This window comes from Roseobacter sp. HKCCD5988, from assembly GCF_037830355.1.
In the GTDB taxonomy this organism is placed as follows: domain Bacteria; phylum Pseudomonadota; class Alphaproteobacteria; order Rhodobacterales; family Rhodobacteraceae; genus M30B80.
The window spans coordinates 53,579-74,826 of the sequence record NZ_JBBLYJ010000003.1; the positions used below are offsets into that span (position 1 = coordinate 53,579).

19 protein-coding genes, 4 tRNA genes and 1 pseudogene are annotated in these 21,248 nt (G+C 55.6%); 9 read left to right on the plus strand and 15 right to left on the minus strand.

All coding sequences use genetic code 11. The features are described from left to right. The first annotated feature begins 122 nt into the window (after positions 1–122). Positions 123–1,268 (plus strand): tRNA 2-thiouridine(34) synthase MnmA, encoded by a 1,146-nt coding sequence (mnmA, locus tag AAC636_RS11650; RefSeq protein WP_340301623.1) that lies wholly within the window; start codon positions 123–125, stop codon positions 1,266–1,268. A 36-nt stretch (positions 1,269–1,304) separates the two neighbouring features. Here the strand turns inward: mnmA and AAC636_RS11655 are convergent. The 3 genes from AAC636_RS11655 to AAC636_RS11665 all read right to left on the minus strand — a co-directional run bounded on the left by AAC636_RS11655 (position 1,305) and on the right by AAC636_RS11665 (position 1,857). Beyond that, a tRNA-Asp gene (locus AAC636_RS11655) sits at positions 1,305–1,381 on the minus strand. Between the two features lie 34 nt (positions 1,382–1,415). Beyond that, a tRNA-Asp gene (locus AAC636_RS11660) sits at positions 1,416–1,492 on the minus strand. Positions 1,493–1,641: 149 nt separating this feature from the next. Beyond that, positions 1,642–1,857 carry a superinfection immunity protein gene (locus AAC636_RS11665; RefSeq protein ID WP_340301624.1) on the minus strand — a complete coding sequence of 72 codons (216 nt, stop codon included), beginning with the start codon at positions 1,855–1,857 and terminating at the stop codon, positions 1,642–1,644. Between the two features lie 142 nt (positions 1,858–1,999). Here AAC636_RS11665 and AAC636_RS11670 point away from each other — a divergent pair, with 142 nt between their 5' ends. Together AAC636_RS11670 and AAC636_RS11675 are read left to right on the plus strand one after the other, a co-directional pair. Next, positions 2,000–2,476 carry a hypothetical protein gene (locus AAC636_RS11670; protein WP_340301625.1) on the plus strand — a complete coding sequence of 159 codons (477 nt, stop codon included), beginning with the start codon at positions 2,000–2,002 and terminating at the stop codon, positions 2,474–2,476. A gap of 68 nt (positions 2,477–2,544) precedes the next feature. Next, the gene (locus tag AAC636_RS11675) at positions 2,545–2,886 is read left to right on the plus strand and encodes a hypothetical protein (RefSeq protein WP_340301626.1); all 342 of its coding nucleotides are present in this window, start codon (positions 2,545–2,547) and stop codon (positions 2,884–2,886) included. A gap of 51 nt (positions 2,887–2,937) precedes the next feature. Here the strand turns inward: AAC636_RS11675 and AAC636_RS11680 are convergent. The 6 genes from AAC636_RS11680 to tgt form a co-directional block, all read right to left on the minus strand. Then, positions 2,938–3,013: transfer RNA gene (locus AAC636_RS11680), tRNA-Val, on the minus strand. A 91-nt stretch (positions 3,014–3,104) separates the two neighbouring features. Further along, on the minus strand, positions 3,105–3,710 hold the full coding sequence (locus tag AAC636_RS11685) for a histidine phosphatase family protein (RefSeq protein WP_340301627.1): 606 nt from the start codon (positions 3,708–3,710) through the stop codon (positions 3,105–3,107). A gap of 58 nt (positions 3,711–3,768) precedes the next feature. Next, positions 3,769–3,843: transfer RNA gene (locus AAC636_RS11690), tRNA-Val, on the minus strand. Between the two features lie 48 nt (positions 3,844–3,891). Continuing rightward, a complete protein-coding gene (locus AAC636_RS11695) occupies positions 3,892–4,350 on the minus strand; it encodes an HU family DNA-binding protein (protein ID WP_340301628.1) in 459 nt (152 codons plus the stop codon). A gap of 146 nt (positions 4,351–4,496) precedes the next feature. Next, positions 4,497–6,902, minus strand: coding sequence for an endopeptidase La (lon, locus tag AAC636_RS11700; protein WP_340301733.1), 2,406 nt, complete (start codon positions 6,900–6,902; stop codon positions 4,497–4,499). Positions 6,903–7,159: 257 nt separating this feature from the next. Continuing rightward, complete coding sequence (gene tgt / locus AAC636_RS11705) at positions 7,160–8,290, minus strand: tRNA guanosine(34) transglycosylase Tgt (protein ID WP_340301629.1); 1,131 nt, start codon at positions 8,288–8,290, stop codon at positions 7,160–7,162. A gap of 93 nt (positions 8,291–8,383) precedes the next feature. Here tgt and AAC636_RS11710 point away from each other — a divergent pair. From AAC636_RS11710 to AAC636_RS11730, 5 genes and pseudogenes are all read left to right on the plus strand, one after another. Beyond that, positions 8,384–9,208, plus strand: a pseudogene (locus tag AAC636_RS11710) (putative ATP-dependent zinc protease); the annotation flags it as partial. A 55-nt stretch (positions 9,209–9,263) separates the two neighbouring features. Continuing rightward, complete coding sequence (locus tag AAC636_RS11715) at positions 9,264–9,641, plus strand: SUF system Fe-S cluster assembly protein (protein ID WP_340301630.1); 378 nt, start codon at positions 9,264–9,266, stop codon at positions 9,639–9,641. Position 9,642: 1 nt separating this feature from the next. Beyond that, on the plus strand, positions 9,643–10,020 hold the full coding sequence (locus AAC636_RS11720; protein WP_317654984.1) for a HesB/IscA family protein: 378 nt from the start codon (positions 9,643–9,645) through the stop codon (positions 10,018–10,020). A 126-nt stretch (positions 10,021–10,146) separates the two neighbouring features. Then, complete coding sequence (locus AAC636_RS11725) at positions 10,147–10,911, plus strand: FkbM family methyltransferase (protein WP_340301631.1); 765 nt, start codon at positions 10,147–10,149, stop codon at positions 10,909–10,911. Positions 10,912–10,956: 45 nt separating this feature from the next. Continuing rightward, entirely contained in the window at positions 10,957–11,685 is a 729-nt protein-coding gene (locus AAC636_RS11730) for a glycosyltransferase family 32 protein (RefSeq protein WP_340301632.1), read from the plus strand. On the opposite strand, the gene AAC636_RS11735 is transcribed toward AAC636_RS11730, so the two are convergent. Further along, entirely contained in the window at positions 11,682–12,587 is a 906-nt protein-coding gene (locus AAC636_RS11735; RefSeq protein WP_340301734.1) for an isopenicillin N synthase family dioxygenase, read from the minus strand. The two genes, AAC636_RS11730 and AAC636_RS11735, sit on opposite strands and share 4 nt — an antisense overlap. A gap of 80 nt (positions 12,588–12,667) precedes the next feature. Here AAC636_RS11735 and tpiA point away from each other — a divergent pair, with 80 nt between their 5' ends. Further along, positions 12,668–13,420: a triose-phosphate isomerase gene (gene tpiA, locus AAC636_RS11740; protein ID WP_340301633.1), complete on the plus strand. Its 753-nt coding sequence runs from the start codon at positions 12,668–12,670 to the stop codon at positions 13,418–13,420. 6 nt (positions 13,421–13,426) lie between these two features. On the opposite strand, the gene AAC636_RS11745 is transcribed toward tpiA, so the two are convergent. The 5 genes from AAC636_RS11745 to AAC636_RS11765 all read right to left on the minus strand — a co-directional run bounded on the left by AAC636_RS11745 (position 13,427) and on the right by AAC636_RS11765 (position 21,211). Beyond that, positions 13,427–14,662 carry a DVUA0089 family protein gene (locus AAC636_RS11745; protein WP_340301634.1) on the minus strand — a complete coding sequence of 412 codons (1,236 nt, stop codon included), beginning with the start codon at positions 14,660–14,662 and terminating at the stop codon, positions 13,427–13,429. Positions 14,663–14,751: 89 nt separating this feature from the next. Further along, on the minus strand, positions 14,752–17,619 hold the full coding sequence (gene uvrA, locus AAC636_RS11750) for an excinuclease ABC subunit UvrA (RefSeq protein ID WP_340301635.1): 2,868 nt from the start codon (positions 17,617–17,619) through the stop codon (positions 14,752–14,754). 192 nt (positions 17,620–17,811) lie between these two features. After that, entirely contained in the window at positions 17,812–19,206 is a 1,395-nt protein-coding gene (gene lpdA / locus AAC636_RS11755) for a dihydrolipoyl dehydrogenase (RefSeq protein WP_340301636.1), read from the minus strand. Positions 19,207–19,306: 100 nt separating this feature from the next. Continuing rightward, entirely contained in the window at positions 19,307–19,885 is a 579-nt protein-coding gene (locus AAC636_RS11760) for a DUF924 family protein (RefSeq protein ID WP_340301637.1), read from the minus strand. A gap of 45 nt (positions 19,886–19,930) precedes the next feature. Further along, positions 19,931–21,211, minus strand: a complete 1,281-nt coding sequence (locus AAC636_RS11765) for an MFS transporter (RefSeq protein ID WP_340301638.1) — start codon at positions 21,209–21,211, stop codon at positions 19,931–19,933. Positions 21,212–21,248: the final 37 nt, after the last annotated feature.

Sequence of the window (21,248 nt, forward strand, 5' to 3'; positions counted from 1 at the left end):
TGCGGGTCACGCAGCACGTAACCACGCCCCCAAGCCTTAAGGCAAGGTAAGCGTCCAAGCCTTCAGCCCCTTGTGAATAGATAAGATTTTCCTATATTCCGCCCTATCATCTGGAGATCGATATGCCCCTTGACCGCCCCAATGCGCCGCTCAACTCGCTTGGCTTTGCCAAACCCCCGCAGGAGACGCGGGTTGTTGTGGCTATGTCTGGGGGGGTGGATAGCTCGGTTGTGGCGGCCCAATTAGCCGAAGAAGGCTATGATGTGGTGGGCGTCACCCTGCAACTTTATGATCACGGTGCGGCTTTGGCAAAAAAAGGGGCCTGCTGTGCAGGGCGCGATATTCACGATGCGCGCCGTGTGGCCGAAAATATGGGCTTTCCTCATTATGTCCTTGATTACGAGAATATCTTTAAGGATGCGGTGATTGACGAATTCGCCGATGCCTATCTCGCAGGGGCCACGCCTGTGCCCTGCATCCGCTGCAACGAGCGCGTGAAATTCAAAGATCTGCTTGCCACCGCCCAAGAACTCGAGGCCGATTGCATGGCCACGGGGCATTATATTCAGCGCAAAATGGGGGCTGAGAAAGCAGAGCTTCATTGCGCCGCGGATGCAACGCGCGATCAGTCCTATTTCTTGTTTTCGACCACGCAAGCGCAATTGGATTTCCTGCGCTTTCCGCTTGGTCATCTGTCGTCTAAGGAAGAAACCCGCAAACTGGCCCATAAATACGGGCTGCCCGTGGCTGATAAGCCAGACAGCCAAGATATCTGCTTTGTGCCAAATGGCGACTATGCCAGTGTGATTGAAAAATTGCGCCCCGGCGCAGCGGATCCAGGCGATATCGTGGATATGGAAGGCCGTGTTTTGGGCCAACATAATGGCGTGATCCATTACACAATCGGCCAACGCCGCGGCCTTGGTATTGGGGGGCTGGCTGACCCGTTATATGTGGTCAAACTTGATCCAGAGGCGCGTCATGTCGTGGTCGGCCCCAAGGAGGCCTTGGCGATCCGCCATATCCCCGTGCGCGAAATCAACTGGTTGGGTGATACGCCCTTTGACAGCGAAAAAACCCGCGAGGTTGCGGTCAAAATCCGCTCAACCCGCCCGCCACGCGCGGCCCTGATCCATCCGACATCCCCGACAACCGCGTTGGTGGAATTGCTGACCGCCGAGGAAGGTGTCAGCCCTGGTCAAGCCTGTGTCTTTTATGATGAGAACAGCAGCCGAATCTTTGGCGGTGGATGGATCCACAAAGGGTAAACAGCCCGCGCATTTTTCGTGGATCTGGGGAAGAAGTGGCGCGGTTGACGGGGCTCGAACCCGCGACCCCCGGCGTGACAGGCCGGTACTCTAACCAACTGAGCTACAACCGCGCAGACGAACAGGAGCTTTGGGGCGCGATGGTGGTGGCGCGGTTGACGGGGCTCGAACCCGCGACCCCCGGCGTGACAGGCCGGTACTCTAACCAACTGAGCTACAACCGCTCACCATCGGCCACAGGCAAGCCTGTAGCGTGCAGGGTGTCTATGCTGCGCGCCCTGCCCCGTCAAGGCCTCCTTTGGCGCGATTGACGCAAAAAATGCGCAAAAGCAAATTTGCGTTTGACCGCATATGCGCAGGGAAAGTTCAGACCTTACCTTGGCTCCGCTTTTGCCTCGCTCAATAACGCGTAGGCCAGCAGTAAAATCCAGCCCAATCCCGTCCATCCCACCACGATGTTCAGAATGAAGACACCAATGGTGCGCTTATGGCCACGGAGGATCGCAACGAGGGTTGGAAAGAAGAACGCTGCGATAATCACAATCGCATAGGTCGCCAGAAACCCGTCCAAACTTGGATCACCTGTCATTCATCTGCCTCTCGCTCATCCCAGATTATCCTGCACCCGTTCCACTGCAATGTCGATATTCACTTTATCCGCAAAACATTAGACAAATTGATATTTTGAGCTAGGTTAATTCCAAAAAATAAAAGAAATAAGGGACAAACAGATGCGAAAAATCTTGCTTTCAGCGGCGCTTGTCGCGGGGTCATTCTTCACTACATCAGCGGACGCGTGTCCAAATTGGAACTTTCAAGCAGCAGAGCAATATAGCGGCAGCGGAAGCTATTTTTACACGCCTCGCTATTATAATATTGTCGCTGGGGGTGATTATTCGCTCTCGAAATGCAGCCATATCCGACCGGCCACAGATGTCGGCCCGGGATTTTTTCCAGATCGACCAGATTTCCGGTTCAACGTCTCGGGCATGGCGGCTTACGAGTTGCATATTCGCGTGGTCAGCGAATGTGACGCGGCCCTTTTGATCAATACCGCATCGGCAACTTGGTATTATGATGATGACGATAACGGAAATCTTGACCCCCGTATCATCCTAACCAACCCGCAAGACGGGCCGATTGATCTTTGGGTTGGCACCTATGATGGGGCCTATTGCAACGCCCGTTTGGAAATCGAAACTTTCTAATTAAACTTGGCCGCACAGTGATGATTGTGCGGCCAATTCATATGACCGATGAATATGATGAGTGCCCAATGACCCGTAAATCAATTCTTGCCGCTCTTGCCCTATGCAGCCTTGCCACTATTGCCCGCGCCGATGAGGTGGCTTTTGCCGTGGATGAACGCAGCTTTAGCAGCAATTATGCCTGCGTCACCGCCTCTGAGCGCGCCGTGAACCAAGTCGCCTCTTGGGTCGATTTTTCGGGCGGCGATGGCGCGGAATATTTGTGGTATCAAATCAACGGCAATATTTTTGTGACCATGAAATGTTACAACAATCAGCTGTATTTCATCCATGTGCATCGGATTGGGGATACTGGTGACGCGGGCAATATCCGCGACCGCATTACGGCCCTGCTTTACACGGCGAAATGATCGCGCGCGCCCTTTGCATCAATCAGACTGATGATTGGGGAGGGAAGCGCGTGGTGGGTGATGAGAGACTCGAACTCCCGACATCTTCGGTGTAAACGAAGCGCTCTACCAACTGAGCTAATCACCCTCGCCAACGCGTGAAGGCGTATTAGCCGCATGATGCAGGGATATGCAAGCCCGATCTGCAAAGAATTTTGCCCCAAAGGCGCAAAGTTTTTTCAAAACCCAATCTTCACCTCACCCCCATTGGCGGTAATCACATAAACCCCGCCCTGCGCATGGCCCAAACGTGCCGTTTGGTCAGGGTCTAGCCCGCGCAAAAGGCCGCGCAAGGTTTGGATCACAACGCCGTGGCTAACCAATAGGCTCGGCCCCTTCAAATCAGCTACAAGATCCTGCAAACGCGCCTCGAGGGCCGCGCGCGTTTCGCCCCCTTGGGTCAAGAGAGAATGACGATAGACCTGCGCCTCGGTGTCAAAGCGCACAGACCAATTCGCCTGCACCTCGGCCCGCGTAAGTCCCTGCCATTGCCCCATATTCACCTCACGCAGACGCGTGTCTTGCACTAGGGTCGGCAAATCGGGATAGGCCCGCGCGATCAACCGCGCGCTGCGTGCCGCGCGCCCAAGCGGGCTGGTTCGGAAATCGGTCACCGCGTCATAGCCTTGGCGGGTGATCATTTCCTGCAACAAACGACCTTGCGCCTGCGCCTGCGCAACCCCATTGGGGGTAAGCGCGGAGTCGAGCCAACCTTGAAACCGATGCGCGTTGTTCCATTCGGTTTCCCCATGGCGCAGCAAATATATCGGAAAATTTCGCCGCATCACAAAGATCACCTCGCCCGTGGGTCACAGACCTGCCCCGCCTCAACAATAGGCCAGATGGTGGGTGATGAGGGATTTGAACCCCCGACATCTTCGATGTGAACGAAGCGCTCTACCACTGAGCTAATCACCCGTTCTGCGCGGGGTTCTTCTATTCAGCCGCGCCCCACTGCGCAAGGGTTTAGTCTTGGTCGGTTTCCTCGGCGCTTGCACCGCGTTTATCAGCCTCGATCAGCTTTATCCGCGCCACCATCGGGCGCCCATCCTGACCATCCTTATCTTTGCGCAACATGACCTTGCCAAATGGCGGCAGGATCAGGTCGCGCCCTTGATCTAGGGCTTCGGCCATCTCGACCAGAACCGCATCCATGACTTCGCGCGCATCTGTGCGTTTGACACCCACGCGCATCGCAACCGCCTCAAGCAGGGTGCGGCGCTTCAGCGCCTCAATCTTCGCCTTGGGTTTGCTCTCAAATTTGGGGGCGGTCACGGCCTTGAGCGCGGGCTTGTCAGACGGTTTTGCTGTTGCTTTTACGGCCGCCTTTGATTTGGGTGCGATCACCGCCGCGACCGAGGCCACCGCCGGTTTTGGTTTAGATGCCGCCTTATCCGTAGTGGATTTTGGTGATTTTGTTGCCACATGTGCCCCCATTTGGCCAATCCTATCAAAGCCACATGGCATCAGGACATATTATACATGAAAAATATATGTTTTTATTTTGCAGCACCCGAAAAAGAAAACCCCCGCCACGAATATGACGGGGGCGTTTCGCGGAATGTGCCACATTAATGGGTTGTGGCACTGCTGTCTTTTGCGGCCTCAAGCGCACGCTGTGCGGCGGCGGCCTCTGCCTCCTCATCCCAATCAATCGGTTCGGGCTGACGGGTCAAGGCCTTTGCGAGAACCTCGCTGACGTGGGATACGGGGATAATTTCCAATCCCTCTTTCACATTGTCAGGGATTTCGGGCAGGTCTTTTTCATTTTCCTGCGGGATCAGCACTGTTTTGATCCCACCCCGCAACGCGGCCAACAACTTCTCCTTAAGGCCACCGATGGCCAAGACATTGCCGCGCAGCGTCACCTCGCCCGTCATAGCAATATCACGGCGCACGGGCGTTTGGGTCAGAACCGAAACGATAGACGTCACCATCGCAATCCCTGCACTGGGGCCATCTTTCGGGGTCGCCCCTTCTGGAACGTGGACATGTATATCCCACCCGTCCAGTTTCGGGGGCTGCACGCCAATTTTGGGCGCGATAGAACGCACATAGGAACTGGCCGCATCGATGGATTCCTTCATCACATCGCCAAGCTTACCCGTGGTTTTCATGCGCCCCTTGCCCGGCAGGCGCAGCGCCTCAATCGACAGCAGATCACCGCCCACACTTGTCCAAGCCAGCCCTGTGACAACGCCAATTTGATCATCCGATTCCGCCAGACCAAAGCGGTAGCGGCGCACGCCAAGCATCTCTTCAAGGCGCTCACGGGTGACTGTGACAGATTTCTCGCCGCCCTTGAGGATTGCGGTCAGGACCTTGCGGGCCAGTTTCGCGACCTCGCGCTCTAGGTTCCGCACACCCGCCTCACGGGTGTAATAGCGGATCACATCGGTCAGCGCCTCGGGCTCGACCGCGAATTCCCGCGCCTTGAGATTGTGGTTTTTCACTTGCTTAGGAAGCAGATGCCGTGTCGCAATTTCTAACTTTTCATCTTCGGTGTAGCCCGAAAGCGAAATGATCTCCATGCGATCCAACAGCGGCGCAGGCATATTATAGCTGTTCGCCGTGGTCAGGAACATCACGTTCGAGAGATCATATTCAACTTCCAAATAGTGATCCACAAATGTGGCGTTCTGTTCGGGGTCGAGAACCTCCAACATCGCACTGGCAGGATCCCCACGGAAATCTTGACCCATCTTGTCGATCTCATCGAGCAAGATCAGCGGATTGGTGGTTTTCGCCTTTTTCATCGCCTGAATGATCTTGCCAGGCATCGACCCGATATAGGTGCGGCGATGGCCCCGAATTTCAGACTCGTCCCGCACACCGCCCAGACTGATGCGAATAAACTCGCGCCCCGTGGCCTTCGCCACCGATTTCCCAAGCGAGGTCTTCCCAACACCCGGAGGGCCCACAAGACAAAGGATAGGCCCCTTCACCTTGGCCGAACGCGCCTGCACCGCAAGATATTCGACAATGCGCTCTTTGACCTTTTCAAGCCCGTAATGATCCGCATCCAAAACCTCTTCGGCGCGGGTGAGGTTCTTTTTCACACGGCTTTTCACGCCCCAAGGCAGTGAGACGATCCAATCAAGATAATTGCGCACCACAGTCGCCTCGGCAGACATGGGCGACATATTTTTCAGCTTCTTCAGCTCTGCATCGGCCTTGTCGCGCGCCTCTTTTGACAGTTTGGTTGCGGCGATTTTTTCTTCTAGCTCGGCCACCTCATTGGCGCCGTCTTCGCCATCCCCCAACTCGCGCTGAATGGCCTTCATCTGTTCGTTCAGATAATATTCGCGCTGCGTGCGCTCCATCTGCGACTTCACGCGGGTTTTAATCTTTTTCTCAACCTGCAGCACGGACATTTCACCCTGCATCAGACCATAGACCTTTTCAAGGCGCTCAGAGACGTCAATCGTTTCAAGCAAATCTTGCTTTTGCGCGACATCAACGCCGAGATGCCCTGCGACCAGATCGGCCAATTTTTGCGGCGCTTGGGTTTCGGAAACCGAGGTCAGCGCATCTTCGGGGATGTTTTTCTTGATCTTCGCATAGCGCTCGAACTCGTCTGCGACCGACCGCAACAAGGCCGTTGTTGCCGCCTCATCGCCCAATTTTTCTTCAAGCGGCGCGGCCTCTGCCTCGAAAAACTCGTCCGTTTTGGTGAATTTCTTAATTTTGACGCGGGATTTTCCTTCGACCAATACTTTGACTGTGCCATCGGGCAATTTCAGCAATTGCAGAACCGAGGCCAAGACACCCACCGAATAAATTCCTTCTGGTTCAGGGTCATCAATGGCCGGATCAATTTGACTGGACAGCAGGATCTGGCGATCATCCTGCATCACCTCTTCCAGCGCGCGCACCGATTTTTCGCGCCCCACAAAGAGCGGCACAATCATATGGGGAAACACGACAATGTCGCGCAGCGGCAGAACTGGATAGGTTTCGTGAATTTCTGGCATTATGCCTTCCTTTTCTTCGTGGCAAGAGAGCGCGCGATCCCATCTTTGGCAATCATTTGGCTCTCTCCTCATGGAGCAGCTACATTTGGGCAGCCTTGAGACGCATTTCAAGCGGGGAAGTTAATCTATGGTTCACGCATCAGGGCCGCGCCTTCAATCTGCGTGCCATATTGCGCCCCTGCCAATCTTGACGCGTCTTGCGGCTGCATTTCATGCAATGCTGCACTAGGGCGCGGGCAGTGACAAGCCGAAAATCAGGGTTAGATCGGCTCGATATCGCCCTCAGCACGGGCGGCGTGGAAGCCCGCCTCAAACTGGGCGAATTGCCCCGCCTCGATGGCCCCGCGCATCCCTTCCATAAGTTCTTGGTAGTAATGCAAATTATGCCATGTCAGCAGCATCGAAGAAATAATCTCGCCCGCGCGGAACACATGATGCAGATAGCCGCGCGAATAATTGCGACAGGCGGGACAGGTGCAATTTTCATCCAAGGGGCGCGGATCATCTTGGTGGCGGGCATTTTTGATATTCACCTGCCCCCGCCGCGTCCATGCTTGCCCCGTGCGCCCCGAGCGCGAAGGCAGCACGCAATCCATCATATCAATCCCACGCGCCACAGCCCCTACAATATCATCGGGCTTGCCCACCCCCATCAGATAACGGGGACGATCTTGGGGCAAGAAATCAGGGGCGTAATCGAGGCAATCAAACATGGCCGCCTGCCCCTCGCCAACGGCGAGACCACCGACCGCATAACCGTCAAAGCCAATATCACGAAGCGCCTCAGCGCTTGCCTGTCGCAAATCGCGCTCTAGCCCGCCCTGCATGATCCCGAAAAGCGCATGGCCCGGCCTCTCGCCAAACGCCGCTTTCGAGCGCGCAGCCCATCGCATGGACAACTCCATCGAGGCTGCAATGCGATCTCGATCCGCAGGCAAAGCGGGGCATTCATCGAAACACATGACAATATCCGACCCCAGCAGCGCCTGAATTTCCATACTGCGCTCGGGCGTCAGCATATGTTTTGACCCATCCACATGCGAGCGGAACGCAACCCCTTCCTCCGTCAGCTTGCGCAGATCTGACAGGCTCATCACTTGAAACCCGCCGCTATCGGTCAGGATTGGCTTCTGCCAATTCATGAATTTGTGCAGACCCCCGAAACGCGCAACCCGTTCAGCGGTCGGGCGCAGCATAAGGTGATAGGTGTTGCCCAAAAGAATATCCGCACCTGTGGCCGCAACACTTTCGGGCATCATTGCCTTGACCGTTGCAGCCGTGCCTACAGGCATGAAGGCGGGCGTTCGAATTTGCCCCCGTGGGGTAGAAATCACGCCACGGCGCGCCTTGCCATCTTGGTGTAATAATTCAAATGCAAACTCTTTGGGCACAGGATAAAGCCTCGCTCAGATTGGGCCTCTGTTCATAGGCGATTCTGCGCCAATGCCAAGGCCCGAGAATGATTTCACCAGATGGGGTATCGCATGGATCAAGTCTTGAAACTTGGTTGGGAAGAATGGGTTGGCTTGCCGCAATTGGGGCTGCCTGCACTGAAGGCTAAGGTGGATACAGGCGCGCGCACCTCGGCGCTGCACGCCTTTGATATCGAACTCTTTGGCCCTGCCACTAAGCCGAAAGTGCGGTTTTTGATCAATCCAATTCCTGCCCGCCCCGATTTGGCGATTGCCTGTTCTGCAACCATCCATGACCGCCGCGAAGTGACCAGTTCCAATGGTGATACAGAGGCACGCTATGTGATCCTCAGCCCGCTCGAAATCGGCCCGTTGCGGCAAGAAATTGAAATCACGCTGACGGATCGCGCCAATATGAGCTATCGGATGCTTCTGGGGCGGCAGGCAATTGGGACAGATTGGATCATCACCCCCTCAGAAAGTTTCTGTCAACCGCATCGCAGTTACGAGGTTTATCACACCGCTGCGGTCAAAGAGACCGCGCCCAAACGCGCGCTGCGCATTGCCGTTCTGAGCCGCGAACAAAACTATACTACACAAAAATTGCAGGCCGAGGGCGAGGCGCGCGGCCATGTCGTTGAAGTGATCAACACAACCCGTTGTTACATGGCGCTCAATGCCATGACGCCTGCGGTTTATTGTGACGGGCAAGAATTGCCAAAATATGATGCCGTTATCCCCCGCATCGGCCCCTCAATTACAGCCTATGGTGCGGCGATTTTGCGGCAATTTGAAACGCTTGGCGTCTATTGCCTGAATGGCAGCGCCGCCATCACCGCAAGCCGCGACAAGCTGCACGCCGCGGTGATGAGCGTGACTTACCCTTGCCCTTGGCCCACCCTTTCCTTATATGTTTAGTCAGGAATTCGTCCCGCAAAGGATATGGCCCAAGATGACCAGCACTCCCGATCCGATGCCGCAAGAAACGCTTGAAGGGGCGCCTTTGATTGCGCCCTCTAGCACGGACCACCCGCTTTACGACACGGTGGTCGAAGCCTGCCGCACTGTTTATGACCCTGAAATTCCAGTGAATATTTATGATCTGGGCTTGGTTTACACGATCAATATCGATGCTGAGAATGCAGTCGAGGTGATCATGACCCTAACCGCACCGGGCTGTCCGGTTGCGGGCGAGATGCCTGGATGGGTGGCAGATGCAATCGAGCCGCTCGAAGGGATCAAGCAGGTCGATGTCAAGCTGACATGGGACCCCCCATGGGGCATGGATATGATGAGCGATGAAGCCCGTCTTGAGCTAGGGTTCATGTAAGATGTTCGGCATTCCAGGAAAAGCGGCCGTAACCCTTACCCCCGCTGCGATTGGGCAGATCAAGAAACTGATGACGCGTGACGGGCATCAGGGGCTGCGCATCGGGGTGAAAAAGGGCGGCTGCGCGGGCATGGAATATACGATGGATTACGCCGCGGAGATTGACCCCCATGACGAGGTAGTCGAGGTCGAAGGCGCGCGCGTGATGATTGCGCCCATGGCGCAAATGTTCCTCTTTGGCACAGAGATCGATTATCAAACCTCGCTTCTTGAGGCAGGGTTCAAATTCAACAACCCCAATGTGGCCGATGCCTGTGGTTGTGGTGAATCGATCAAGTTCAAGGATGTCTCAGAACTCAACGCAGAACGCGAGGGCTGACGCACCGCATCGCTTGCCAAGCGCAATTTCTGCCCCCTATAGTGAACCCGCTAAACTTGGGACGGGCACAAGGGGTTGATCCGTGCAATCAGAAGAATTTGAGGCGCTGTCGAAAAAATCGACGGCTTGATTTCGCTCAATGCGCAAATTGCGGCGCAGGGGCGCAAGGCGCTGTTGGATGCAGAGGGCATTTTCACATTCAACGCCTTTGGCGAGACGATCCGAATGTATTTGCCTGATGTGGCCCAAGATGTGATCCAAGGCCTGATCGCCACCACAGGCAGCTTTTTCGAAATGAACCATCTGACGGGTGTGTATCATGACAAACTGATCCCCGCGGGCGGCACGGTTCTGGATATTGGCTGCAATATCGGAAATCACAGCCTATTTTTTGCAAAAGTGATGAAGGCCACAAAGGTCATCGCCTTTAATCCTCAACCCCATTGCCAGCGTATTTTCGAACGCAATGTTCAAGAAAACAATCTCAGCGGTATGCGCTTTGAGTTAATGGGCCTTGGACGCGCGGCCGCGAAAATGCAAATCACGCGGTTTGATCCCAATAATTACGGTGCAACCCGATTTGAACTGTCTGACGGCGGAACATTTGAGGTGCAGTCACTGGATTTCTATTGCGCCAAAGCCAAACTCAAGACGATTGATTTCATCAAAATTGATGTCGAAGGCATGGCCCTTGAGGTGATTGCGGGGGCGCATAAAACCTTGGACAGGTTCAAACCTCCGATGTGGATCGAATTGATCCCCCGCTTTGGCGAAGTGGCCCCTGCGACCGAGGCTTTGAAGGAAATCGGATATGAACTGGCGTGTCGGTTTGGCCGCACTGATTATCTGTTTCACCACAAGGATAATAAAATCACAGCCGCGCCCGAATAATCCATGACGCGATAAAATGGGTCACTGAGAGATGAAAGGCCTCTGATGTCTGCTTCGCAAACGGTCGACAAACGGCTTGGGCAAATCTGGATTGGCCCGCTTGATCCACCGCTTCAGTGGATGAAAACTTGGCGCGATATGCACCCTGACTGGGACTATACCCTATATGACAATCAGTTTTTGACGGGACGCAAATTCAAATGCCATGCGCAGATCACTGAATATTTTCGGCAAGGAGAATATGCGGGCGTATCAGATTTGATGCGCTATGAAATTCTCTATGAATTTGGCGGGATCATTCCTGAAACGGATTCCATCCGCCTGCGCCCCGTCCATGACCTTCTTCACCATCAAGGCCCGTTCACCTTCCGTGAGGTGGAAAATGAAGTATGCGATACCCACGGAATGCCGCGCAAAAAGGGCCTGCTTTGCCCCATTCTGGGCAGCCCCAAGGGCCATCCAATTCTCGCCGCTTTGATCGAAGAACTGTCACAATCAGATCCAGCCACTTTGCCAAAGCCATGGAAAGGATCAGGAAATTTTAGGTTGCGGCAGTTTTTCAAGCGGCATCGGGATTTGGCGCGGGGCCTTTATGTGTATCCCGCCTATATGTTCGTGCCGGAACATTTCCGCGGATGGCGCTATGAGGGCCCCGAGCACCCGTTTTGCAGACAGTTATGGGGCACGACAACAAGCGGCTACTCAACCACCAAAACCCCGCAAGAGATTGAGGAAAGCCGCGCAGAAATCCTTGCCGCGCTGATGGCCGCTTAGGCGGTTTTCATATGCAGATAGGTTTCTGCGTAGCGGCGGCTGAGGTGATCGCCTGCACGGATCACCTGATCTGATCCTGCGGGTGCGACATTGGCATCATAATTAGGGTTGAAAAACAGCGGGATGGAAATGCGCTCCTCTGCACCGCCTGTGACGCGGTGCAATGTGGCCTTCACCCCGCCCTCGCTCCACATCTCGAGCATTTCGCCAAAATTGATGACAAAGACACCCGGCTCAACCGCGACAGGCAGCCATGAACCATCCAGCATCTCCACCTCAAGGCCCGCCTGCCCATCCGTGGCCAAAAGGGTGAGGCAGCCATAATCGGTATGGGCCGCGATGCCGAAATCCTTTTCACCCGCCCAATCTGGACGGGGTGGATAGAAATTTGCCCGCAACAGCGCCATGGGGCGGTCGAATTTATCGGCAAAATAATCCCCGTCCTTGCCAATTGCCCGTGCAATCGCCGCAAGCAGGGCCAAGGACACAGCACGCGCTTGCGCAAAATACTGCTCGACTGTTTCTTGAAAACCTTCAGGGGCTTCGGGCCAAAGATTTGGCGCATAAACAGGCAAATGCGCCATTGGATCGCCATCGGGCACCGGCAAGCCACAGTCGAACACTTGTTTGTAATCAGGGTTTGCCTTGGGATCGACCTGTTCGGATTTGGAGGCACCCCACCCGCGATTGGCCCCTGTGCGCGCCATATCCACGGCCGCTTTGGCCGCATCATCCATTTTGAAAAAACGGCGATAGAGCGCGATTAACTCTTGAACCGCCTCGCCCGAAATCGGCGTATTCTGAAGCGTCAAAAACCCAACGTCACGAGCGCCATAAGCGATAGTCTCGAGGGTCTCGGCATCACCTGCGATCATTTTCTGAAAATCAATTCGCGGTATCATCACGATTCTTACCCCATATTGGCTTGACCCTTGGCTGCATCCTTGCCACCCATAAAACCAAAGATAAAGAGGAGAGCGCGATGCGCAGAAAACTTGCCGCAGGAAATTGGAAGATGAACGGGCTTTTGGCGAATATGGCCGAAGTGCAAAGCCTGATTGCGGCATTCCCTGCACCGCAGCCAGTCGATATTTTGATCTGTCCGCCCGCGACCTTGCTGGGTGCCCTTGCCGCACAGTGCCGCGACAGCGCCATCGCGCTCGGGGGGCAATATTGCCATACCGCAACGGCAGGGGCGCATACGGGCGATATTTCCGCACCCATGCTGAAGGACGCAGGGGCGGATTATGTGATTGTGGGCCATTCCGAGCGGCGCGCTGATCACGGCGAAACCAACGCCCAAGTGCGCGCGCAGGCAGAAGCGGCATTGGCGGCGGGGCTGACCCCCATTATCTGCTTTGGTGAAAGCGAGGCAGAACGGCGCGCGGGCCATGCCCGCGCGGTTGTTGAAGCACAACTTGACGCCTCACTCCCCGATGGAGGCGCGTTTGTAATAGCCTATGAACCGATTTGGGCGATTGGCACAGGGCTTGTTCCTGAACTGGGTGATATTGCCGAAATCCATGATGCCATGCGCGCTAATCTGGCTGCCCGCTACGGCGCGGATGCCGCAAAAAGCGTGCCGCTGCTCTATGGCGGGTCAGTCAAGCCAACCAATGCCGCCGAGATTTTCGCATTGGAAAATGTCGATGGCGCTTTGGTGGGGGGGGCCTCTCTGAAGGCGCAGGATTTTGGCCCCATCATCACGGCCTTGGCCGCATCAGACGGGGCCTGAAGGCGTTTAATTGGCCGCCACAAAGCGCTGGATCACCAGACGCACCATGCCTGCGCTGTTATCATATTGCCGCAAGCCCACCAAATAGCTGCCCCCGCCAAGAGGCTGCGCGATTTGGCTGTCATATCCAGACCCGCTATCGTCATTATAAGCAAGCTCACGGCCCACTGGATCGTAAAGGGCCAGAATTGGGTCAGAATTGCCCATGCCAACCGCATCAATCAGCAAAAGCCCATCCTCTGGCATAGACACGAGGAACCATTGCGCCATGCCTGATACGCTGACATCGCGCACGAACTGCCCTGAAATTGCGCCCAAATCCGTGATAGGATAGCTGCCACCGATAGGGGGGCTGGCCTCTAGCGCCTCATACATCTGCTGCATGGCACGCATTGGGTCGTAATCGCGCAAGGTCACTGTCACTGGCGTGTTTTGATCTGACAAGGCGCGCATCGCGATACAATAGCTGCCTGCAGGCAGCGGGTCAGCCATGTCAATCTGGCTATCAAGACCCATATGGTCGTCATTTTCCGCCAAGAGCCGCCCATCTGGCCCATAGAGATAGATATAGGGATCAGCCGCACTGTTTTCGGCTTGAATGGTCACCGCCGTTGGGGCCGAAAGGCCAAAGCGATAATAGGGCGTGCTTGCCACGCTGCCTGTTTGGCTGATACCTGCGCTCAGCTCAGCTTGGCTCAAGGCCCCCGCCCCCAAAACCGTGGCGGGCGTATCCGCCGTGCAGGGCGTAACCCCTGCAAAGCTGCCTGTTCCTGCATCCAAACCCATCGTCAGCGCAAGATCGCGATCACTGAGGCCAATACGCAGGTCAACCGCGCCAGCGGTTCCACTAAAATCGCGCACCGCAACGCAATAGCGCCCCGTCGCCAAGTTGATCTCACCGCGCGCAGCAAGGTTTCCGCCGCTATCGTCATCATTCAAGATCAAACGGCCCGTTTCGTCATAGAGGTCTAAAACGGGATCAACCCCACCCTGCCCCACCGCCTCAACGCGCAGATTTGCAGATTGCGATAATGTGAACAGCCCGACCGCCTGATTGCCCGCAGACAGGCCAAGACCCGTCAGATCAAAGGCCGTGCTTGATTGGCTGAGGTCAGAGGCGGCCTCGGTGCCATTGGCCCAAAGACCCATGGCCCCCATTCCCCCACAAAAATCCTGCGCAAAGGCAGGGCTGCTTGCCGCAAACAGCCCCAGTGACAAGGCAAAGGACATACGTGCCAACATTGGTCAACCCCTATTTATGCTTCATCCGTCACGCCAAGCTTAGACGCAATCAGCGCCGAACGGGAAAAAATTTGCGTGAGGGGGCAAATCTATTGCGCAGCCGTAACGCGGGCCGCGGGCAGCATCGGGGCCAAATAACGTCCCGTATGCGATGCGGCAACGCCCGCGACATCCTCGGGCGTGCCTGTCGCCACGACCTGCCCCCCGCCATCACCGCCTTCGGGGCCAATGTCGATCAGCCAATCGGCTGTTTTGATCACATCAAGATTATGCTCAATCACTACAACTGAGTTGCCCTGATCAACCAATTCATGCAGCACTTCCAACAATTTGCGCACATCTTCGAAATGCAGGCCCGTGGTGGGTTCATCCAGAATATAGAGGGTTCGGCCCGTGGCGCGTTTGCTCAATTCCTTGGACAGTTTCACACGCTGCGCCTCGCCACCCGACAAGGTGGTCGCTTGCTGGCCCACCTTGATATAGCCGAGCCCCACGCGCATCAGCGCGTCCATCTTCTCGCGAATGGATGGCACCGCTTTGAAAAACTCCTGCGCGTCTTCGACAGTCATGTCCAATACATCGGCAATGCTTTTACCTTTGAACGTCACCTCAAGGGTTTCGCGGTTATAGCGCTTTCCTTTGCAGGTTTCACATTCCACATAAACATCGGGCAAGAAATGCATCTCGATCTTGATGACCCCATCGCCTTGGCAGGCCTCGCAGCGACCGCCTTTGACGTTAAAGCTGAACCTCCCAGGCTTGTAGCCGCGCGCCTTGGCCTCGGGCAGGCCTGCAAACCAATCACGGATTGGGGTAAAGGCGCCTGTATAGGTCGCAGGGTTCGAGCGGGGCGTGCGCCCAATTGGGCGTTGGTCAATATCGATCACCTTATCAAGATGCTCTAGCCCTTTGATCGTCTCGCAAGGCGCAGGTGTCTGGCGCGCCCCATTCAGCCGCGCTGAGGATGTTTTGAACAGGGTTTCAATCGTCAGGGTGGATTTGCCCCCCCCCGAAACACCCGTGACGCAGACAAATTTCCCGAGCGGGAAATCCACTGTCACCCCCTGCAGGTTGTTGCCTGTCGCATTGACCACGGTAACGGACTTGCCGCCCTTTTTGCCCTTGCGCCGCTCTTGGGGCACAGCAATCTCGCGGCTGCCCGACAGATATTGCCCCGTGATTGAGGCGGGGTTTTCCATAATCTCACGCGGCGTGCCAGAGGCCACAACTTGGCCGCCATGCACCCCTGCACCTGGGCCAATATCCAGAACGTAATCCGCCTCGCGAATGGCTTCCTCGTCATGCTCAACAACGATGACGGTATTGCCCTGATCGCGCAGGTTTTTTAGCGTATCCAGAAGGCGGGAATTGTCGCGCTGATGCAAACCAATTGAAGGTTCATCAAGAACATAAAGCACCCCCGTGAGGCCCGAGCCGATCTGGCTGGCCAAACGGATGCGTTGGCTTTCACCACCTGACAAGGTGCCTGCATTGCGTGACAGCGTCAGGTAATCCAACCCCACATTGTTCAAAAACCCGAGGCGTTCGCGGATCTCTTTCAGGATCGCGCGGGCGATTTCATTTTTTTGCGCACTCAAGGCCGCTGGCACAGTGTCGATCCAATCATAGGCCTGACGGATGGACATTTGCACCACCTCGCCCACATGAAGGCCGCCGATTTTCACCGCTAATGCCTCAGCCCGCAGGCGGTGCCCCCCACAAGCACCACAGGGGCGATTGTTCTGATAGCGTTCAAATTCTTCGCGGATCCACGCGCTATCGGTTTCGCGATAGCGGCGTTCCATATTGGGGATCACCCCCTCAAACACGCGGGAAACCTGATAAACCCGCCCGCCCTCGTCATACCTAAAGGCGATTTCTTCCTCGCCAGAGCCACGCAAGACCACATCTTGCACCGCCTGAGGCAGGTCTTTCCATTGCGCCTTAGGATCAAAGCCGTAGTGGCGGGCGATCGCTTCGATGGTTTGCAGGAAATAGGGTGATTTCCCCTTGCGCCATGGCGCAATGGCCCCATCGGCAAGGCTAAGCGTGACATCAGGCACCATCAGCCGTTCATCAAAAAACAGCTCATGCCCCAACCCATCACAAGACGGGCACGCCCCAAAGGGCGCGTTGAAAGAGAACAAGCGCGGCTCAATTTCGGGAATGGTAAAGCCCGAAACAGGACAGGCGAAATTCTCAGAAAACGTAATCCGCTCGGGATCGCCGTCCTGTGGTGCAGTCTCCAGAATGGCAATCCCATCGGCCAGATCAAGCGCCGTGCGCAAACTATCGGCCAGACGCGTTTCACTGCCCGCACGCACCACAATGCGATCCACCACAACGTCAATATCGTGGCGAAATTTCTTGTCCAAGCTTGGCGGGGTTTCTAATTCGTAAAACGCCCCATCTACCTTGACCCTTTGAAACCCCTGCTTGCGCAGCTCCAGCATTTCTTTGCGATATTCGCCTTTGCGGTCGCGCACAATCGGGGCCAAGAGATAGGCGCGGGTTCCCTCCTCCATGCCCATAATGCGGTCGACCATGTCCTGAACCTGCTGCGCCTCAATGGGCAGACCTGTTGCGGGGCTATAAGGCGTGCCCACGCGCGCAAACAACAAGCGCATATAATCGTAAATTTCGGTCACGGTTCCCACGGTCGAGCGCGGGTTTTTCGAAGTGGTTTTCTGCTCAATGGAAATCGCGGGCGACAGCCCCGAGATGTGATCCATGTCGGGCTTTTGCATCATGTCAAGGAATTGCCGCGCATAGGCGCTGAGGCTTTCGACATAGCGGCGCTGCCCTTCGGCATAGATCGTGTCAAAGGCCAGTGACGATTTTCCTGATCCCGATAGGCCCGTGATCACGGTCAGTTGGTCGCGGGGAATATCGACATCGATATTCTTCAAATTATGCTCGCGTGCGCCGCGCACTTCGATTTTCTTTAATTCCGCCATCTGACCGCCCGATCCTATATTGATGTGCCACAAGCTAGGGCGATCCTGTGCCTGCGCCAGTGCCACAAAGCAAGGGGCAGGATGGCGAGAACAAAACCGAAACGCGCAAACCTGTCAAGCATGGCGCTAGAACAGCAAAAGGGGCAAGGTTGCCCCTGCCCCAATAACCCAGACACCTGAGACGCCGGCCCTCTAGATATGGATCGCCCGCCCATAGGCATCAAGAACCGCCTCATGCATCATCTCTGACAAGGTTGGATGCGGAAAAACGGTCTCCATCAGGTCTTCTTCAGTGGTTTCCAGCTTGCGCCCCACCACATAGCCTTGGATCAGTTCGGTCACTTCCGCGCCCACCATATGCGCGCCCAAAAGCTCGCCCGTTTTGGCATCAAACACGGTTTTGATCAGCCCTTCAGGCTCGCCCAAGGCGATGGCCTTGCCATTGCCAATAAAGGGGAAGCGGCCCACTTTTACGGCATAGCCTGCGGCTTTTGCCTTTTCTTCGGTCAAACCGACCGAGGCGATTTGCGGGTGGCAATAGGTGCAGCCTGCAATGCTTTCAGGTATCACCGCGTGAACCTTGCGCCCTGCAATCATCTCGGCGACCATCACGCCTTCATGGCTAGCCTTATGCGCAAGCCACGGCGCGCCTGCAACATCGCCAATCGCGTAAAGCCCGTCCACGCCCGTGCGGCAATATTCATCCGTCACAACATGGGTGCGGTCTATTTTGACCCCAAGCCCCTCTAGGCCCAAGCCCTCAACATTGCCGACAATACCAACGGCAGAAATGACTGTGTCGAATTCTTGCGTCTCAACCTTGCCGCCCATTTCGATATGCGCTGTGACCTTATCAGCCGCGCGATCCAGTTTCTTGACCACGGCCTTTTGCAGAATTTTCATCCCCTGCTTTTCAAAGGCCTTTTTGGCAAAGGCGGAAATCTCGGCATCTTCCACGGGCAGGATGCGATCCATCACCTCAACAACTGTCGTCTCAGCGCCTAGCGTGTTGTAGAAACTTGCAAATTCAATCCCAATCGCGCCAGACCCAATGACAAGCAATTTCTTAGGCATATGCGGCGGGGTCAGTGCCGATTTATAGGCCCATACGCGCTTGCCATCCGCCTCTAGGCCCGGCAGTTCGCGGGCACGGGCGCCTGTGGCCAGAATGATATGTTTGGCGGTCAGGGTTTTCACGCCATCCTCCGCCTTCACCTCGACCTTGCCTTTCGCGGGAATTGTGGCCGCGCCCATCACGACTGTGACCTTGTTCTTCTTCATCAAATGGCCCACGCCCGAATTCAGCTGTTTGGCCACATTGCGCGAGCGTTTCACGACCGCATCCAAATCATAGGAAATCCCATCCGCAGACAGACCGAATTCCTTAGCGCGGTGCATCAAGTGGAAAACTTCGGACGAGCGCAGCATGGCCTTGGTTGGGATACAGCCCCAATTGAGACAAATCCCGCCCATATGTTCCCGCTCGACAATCGCAACTTTCAGCCCCAATTGGCTGGCGCGGATCGCGGCCACATAGCCCCCGGGGCCTGCACCGATGACGATTACATCGAAATCTTGGTTGGACATGGCAGTTCTCCTGCAATTCGGGCCACGCAGGGGCGGCGGGATTCGGAATTGTTCAACGTTAAACTATCTCTAAACCATCTCTGATCGCGCTGCAATCTATCTAAGATTCCTGCAGACTGCGCAGCACAGAACCATAACCGCCAGCGCCTAGAAACGCCTGTTCTTCTGCGGTCATATCCCGCCCCAAATCCGCGTTTCGATAGGGAAAACGGCCAAATCGGCGGATAATTTCAGCATGGGCGCGGGCATGGATCACATTGCCCTGCCCCGTCTGCGGCATCCGCGTTTCGATCAACTCAATCGCGCGGGTTTGATCTGCCAAATCCTCGGAATGCATGAAGGGCAGGTAGAAAAACTGACGTTCAGGCTCTGGGATGCTCAGATCATGGCCCATTTCTAGCGCGTCCTTGGCCAATCCCAAAACCTTTGCATCAGTGGCAAAAGCCCGCGGGTCGGCGCGAAACATATTGCGCGGGAATTGATCCAGCAGGATCATCAGCGCCAAGGCAGTCAGCGCGGCATTGATCCAATGATCCATCGCGCCTGCTGCCGCCCCCTGCCATGCCGTGCCAAAACGGGCGCGAATTTCAGAGTCAAAATCATCATCGCGGCGATACCACGCCTCGGGCCCTGCCCCGATCCAGAACTCTGTGATCTCTTGCGCCAGTGGTTCTGCCATCCGATCTTCCCCCTTTAGACCATTGTCAAAGAGAGACTGCCACGATCACGCAGCAGGAGGAAGCGTTCCTTGCGCGTCATCGCCATCATCGGAGACCGCATCTGCGAAAACCTCTTGCGCCAAGCCCACCACAACGGGCGAAGCTGAGGGCAAAACAGGCGCATAGCTGCCCGTATCTTCCACTGTGGGTGCAGGGCGCACCGTCATACGATAGGCCGCATAAAGCGCCAAAACCGTAACCAAGCCGCCGATGAAATAGAAATACCCCAAGGGGCCAATGGCCTGCATCATGCCGCCCACGACAATCGGGCCGAAAATCGCCCCGACCCCGTTCACAAACAACAGACGCCCCCCTGCTGCGGGCATTTGTTCAACCTCAAGAAAGTCGTTCACATAGGCAATCAACAACGCATAAAGCGGGTTGGCCATGCCGCCTATGAAGAAGGCCGAAATCACCAAGATCGAAAAGATGCCAGAACTGAGCGCACCCAACAGGCCCGCTGCGCCACAAATGGCCGCCAAGATCATGATCAACAGACGGCGATCCATCCGATCAGAAATCCATCCAATGGGGAATTGCAAAACCAAACCGCCCACATAAAAGGCCGATACAAAAATGGACAATTGCGCAATTGGCAGCCCTGCCTGCGTGGCGAAAACGGCCGCCATGCCGAACATGGCCGAATAGACACCGCCCATAAGGAATGTGCCAATCACACCCAGTGGCGAGATTTTCAAGACCTCCATCAGGCTCATCGGCTTGGCGGTTTCAAATGCCGGCGTTGGGGTGACCGACAGCAAAATCGGCGCGAAACTTAGCGAAACCAGAACCGACAGCACCACAAAGAGGAAATAGTCGGACGGATCCCCAAGGTTCAGCAGCATTTGCGCGGCAACAATGCCGACCATCTGCACCACCAAATAGACTGATAGCGTTTGACCACGGGTTTCATTGGTTGCGGCATTGTTCAACCAAGATTCCGCCGTGACATAGACGGCTGCAAAACAGGCCCCAATAATCAGGCGCAATACTGTCCATGCAATGGGATCCGTAAGCACAGGATAAAGGATCAGCACCGCCGATATGACCGAGCCCAGCGCAGCAAAGGTGCGGATATGGCCCACGCGGCGGATCATTTCTGACCCCATACGCGAACCGATCAGAAACCCCGCAAAATAGGCAGACATCACCACGGACATCTCAAAGGTTGAAAAACCCTCAATTTCGCCGCGCACACCCAAAAGCGTGCCCTGAAGGCCATTCCCGACCATCAGAAGCATGATACCCAAAAGCAAGGCCCATGAATTCCGCAACACCAATAACATGCGCGATCCTTACGCTGCACGGCACCAAAGTAATGCC